Source organism: Streptomyces sp. NPDC054863 (assembly GCF_053610825.1).
The window spans coordinates 1-3,390 of the sequence record NZ_JBSGZD010000480.1; the positions used below are offsets into that span (position 1 = coordinate 1).

Sequence of the window (3,390 nt, forward strand, 5' to 3'; positions counted from 1 at the left end):
CCCCCGGATCATGGTCAACAAGGGGGGGAAGTCATGCCGGTCCCGGAGGCCGGAAGCTCCGTTGCGGAGCCAACGAAAACGGTAATGGGGGGGGGTTGCCCGGGCCGGACTGCCCGAATCGCTGCCCGCTGCCCGGTCCGTCCACACCCCACAGGTATCGTCGGAACCGCATCGCGCACCTGCCGCGTCCTGTCGCGGCAGCGTGCCGTCGCACCACCCGCACCGCACCCGTGGAGACCCCCATGTCCGGCAGCCCGTCCGCCGCCCGCCGTACCGTCCTCAAGGGCGCCGCACTCGCCGGGGCCGCCGGGCTCGGCGCCGCCGCCTGTTCCACCGAGTCCAAGCTCGGGCACGCCGAGAACCCGACCCCCACCGCCCCGGTCGCCCTCGGCGACGCGTCGGCCGTGCCGGTCGGCGGGTCCAAGCTGTACCGCGAGCAGCGCCTCGTCGTGAGCTGCCCGGCCAAGGGGGAGTACAAGGCCTTCAGCGCCCAGTGCACCCACGCCGGCTGCGTACTGGACAAGGTCGAGGTGAACGAGGGCAACTGCCCCTGCCACGGCAGCCGCTTCGACACCACCACCGGCAAGGCGCTCAAGGGCCCGGCCACCGCTCCGCTGCCCGCGGTCCCGGTCAAGGTCGAGAACGGCAAGCTGATCGCGGGCCCGGACGCCTGAGCAGGACCCCCGCAGCAAGCAGCAAGCAGCACGCAGTAAGCAGCAAGCAACACGCAGCGCCGGGGCTACTCCCAGTCCCAGTCCACCCCGAGGATCCCCGGCCGCACCCCCTGCTGCACGAAGTGCACCGTGCCGTGCCGCCCGCTCAGCGTGAGGTCCTGCCGCTCCGTTCTCGGAGCACCGGCCGTCGCCTGGGCGAAGCGGCGGCACCGCACGGGCAGCGCCGCCTCGTCGAAGTGCACCTGCAGCACGTACTGCCCGCCCGCGAAGCTGAACCCGCGCACGTACTCGCCGCACGGCCCGCCGGTGCCGTCCTCGAACCCGTACTCGAAGAAGTACGTGTCCCCGGCCCGCAGCCGCGCGTCGAAGAGCATCTCCGCGACCACAAGACCGGTCTCCCGGTGCCACCGCACCCGCCCGGTACGGCAGTTCTCCCCGGCCCGCACCTCCACCCGGGACGGATCGCAGCCCGGGTCGCCGTGGTGCACGGCCAGATAGCGGTCGACGCCGTCCCGGTGCGCGCGCACCACGTGCTGCGAGGCGCGTCCCACCAACTGCCGGTCGGGCCCGATGCGTACCCGCTCGTGATGGCCGACGGTGTGCAGGCCGCCGTCGACCGGGGACTCCAGCTCGGACAGCAGCAGTTCCACCGAGCCCGACGCCTCGACCAGGGCCCGGTAGGCGCGCGCCGCCGGCCGCTCCTGTTCGTTCCCCGCGTCCATCAGCAGCAGCCGGATCAGCGACTCGGGAGGCAGCCGCAGCACGCCCTCCAGCTCTCGTACGGCACGAAGCGACTCGGCCCGCTGCGGGCGCCGCGCCCCCTGCTGCCAGTAACTCAGGCTGGTCACCCCGACCTTGACGCCCCGGTCCGCCAGATGGTGCTGCACCCGCTGGAGCGGCAGCCCGCGCACCGTGAGCGCGGCCCGCAGTGCCAGATGGAACGGCCCCGTCCGTAGCAACTGCTCCAGGTCGGCGTGGACCGGCGAGAGGGTGTCGGCTTCCGGTGTCGGGTGCTGCCGCATCACGGCTCCTGGGGTGGCAGTGAACATTCACGGAGGCGGACCGCACCGGCGTGCCGCCGTCGGCGAAGCGGGCTGGTGGGCGGGAAGCGGGCCGTTCACATCCCGGCCACCGCGTTCACAGCACCGCGTCACCCCGCATTGAAGCGGGTTGACCTGCACTCGACAACACCCGATGCTCCTCAGCAGCGTCCGGACGCGCTCCTCCATTCACCCCCCGCCTCGGGAGGACCGCGATGCGCGATCGAAGCAGTACCCATCCCCGAAAGAACCTCAGACGGCTCTCCCCGGCCGTCCTCACCGCAGCGCTGCTGCTCGCCGTCCCCACGGCGACGGCGACCGCAGCACCCGCCCAGGACGACCCGACGGCCCGCTCCCAGCAGGCCGGGGCCGCCCAGGGCCGGTCCGCGGCCCAGGCTCCGCTCCTCGCCGCCAAGCGCCTCAACATCACGATGCAGGCCCAGGAGAAGACCAACTGGTGCTGGGCCGCGGGCGGCAACACCATCGCCACCTGGTTCGGCAAGAACTACAGCCAGAACCAGTTCTGCAACGCCGCCTTCGGCCGCAACCAGAACACCACCTGCCCCAACAACCAGGCCACCCTCGGCAACGTCCAGAACGGCCTCTCCTGGGCGGGCGTCAACCCCGGCTCGTACGTGACCGGATGGCTGCGCTACCCGACGGTCCAGACCGAGATATCCGCCGACCGCCCCGTCGAGACCCGCATCCAGTGGTCCAGCGGCGGCGGCCACATGCACGTCATCTACGGCTACGACACGGCCAGCAGCTGGGTCTACTGGGGCGACCCGTGGAAGAGCAGCAGCCGCTACAACTGGGGCTCGCACGACTGGTACGTGAACAACAACGAGTTCTCCTGGACCCACTCGCTCTACAAGATCGGGGCGTGACGCGATGACCCTCCACGGCATGACCAGACACGTCGGATCCGCCGCCGTCGCCGGCGTCGCCGCCACCCTCGTCCTGGGCCTCGCCGGCCAGGCGGGCGCCGCCGAGAACCCCGTCGCTCCCGCCCAGAAGGCCGCCGCCCACAAGGCGGCGACCGCCCCCGCGACCCTCGACACCCTGTCCCGCTTCTTCGCCCGCGACGGAGCCGTCGCCCGCAGCGCCGCCGCCCCGCGCGTGCAGGAGGCGACGGTCCCCGTCCACACGCTGTCCGCCGAGTTCGTCGCGGGCAAGAAGGGCGCCCCGGTCTCCCGGCTCGACTTCCTGGCGGCCACCGCCCTCTCCTCGGACGGCCAGAAGGCGTCCCTGTGGATGGCACCGGCACCTCAAGAGGGCACCGGGAAGACCGCCTGGAAGGTGGTCAACATCGCCACCGGCGACGACGAGACCCGCTACGCCGCGGACGGCGCCCGCAAGCTCCCCGGCGGCACCGTCTTCCGCGAACCGCAGACCGACGCCTGGTACGTCCACGACGGCGCGCGCGTGCTGCCCCTCGACGACGACGCGACCCGCGCCGTCGGGGCCGAGGGCGCCACCCTCGCCGCGTACCAGAACCGCGTCCACCAGGCGTACGGCGACAAGCTCCCCGGCAGCGCCTACGCCAAGCAGGGCAAGGCGGGCGGTTACGGCGCCCCCCCCCCGGCCCCCCCCCCCGCCCCAGCCCCCCCCGCCCCCGCGGGGCCCCGGGCGGCCCCCGGCGCCCCCCCCGCCCCACCCCCCCCCGGGGCCCCCCC

4 protein-coding genes are annotated in these 3,390 nt (G+C 73.2%); 3 read left to right on the top strand and 1 reads right to left on the bottom strand.

The features are described from left to right. Nucleotides 1-242 precede the first annotated feature (242 nt). Nucleotides 243-674, top strand: a complete 432-nt coding sequence (locus ACWGIG_RS37915; RefSeq protein WP_453326275.1) for a Rieske (2Fe-2S) protein — start codon at nucleotides 243-245, stop codon at nucleotides 672-674. Between the two features lie 65 nt (nucleotides 675-739). On the opposite strand, the gene ACWGIG_RS37920 is transcribed toward ACWGIG_RS37915, so the two are convergent. Next, nucleotides 740-1,696, bottom strand: a complete 957-nt coding sequence (locus tag ACWGIG_RS37920; RefSeq protein ID WP_453326276.1) for a hypothetical protein — start codon at nucleotides 1,694-1,696, stop codon at nucleotides 740-742. Nucleotides 1,697-1,929: 233 nt separating this feature from the next. Here ACWGIG_RS37920 and ACWGIG_RS37925 point away from each other — a divergent pair, with 233 nt between their 5' ends. Next, the gene (locus ACWGIG_RS37925; RefSeq protein WP_453326277.1) at nucleotides 1,930-2,601 is read left to right on the top strand and encodes a papain-like cysteine protease family protein; all 672 of its coding nucleotides are present in this window, start codon (nucleotides 1,930-1,932) and stop codon (nucleotides 2,599-2,601) included. 19 nt (nucleotides 2,602-2,620) lie between these two features. Further along, nucleotides 2,621-3,390: hypothetical protein (locus ACWGIG_RS37930; RefSeq protein WP_453326278.1), on the top strand; the 770-nt coding region annotated here is incomplete at its 3' end.

Coding starts and splice junctions, on each gene's coding strand:
- ACWGIG_RS37915 (WP_453326275.1), top strand. CDS start 243: ATGTCCGGCAGCCCGTCCGCCGCCCGCCGTACCGTCCTCAAGGGCGCC.
- ACWGIG_RS37920 (WP_453326276.1), bottom strand. CDS start 1,696: ATGCGGCAGCACCCGACACCGGAAGCCGACACCCTCTCGCCGGTCCAC.
- ACWGIG_RS37925 (WP_453326277.1), top strand. CDS start 1,930: ATGCGCGATCGAAGCAGTACCCATCCCCGAAAGAACCTCAGACGGCTC.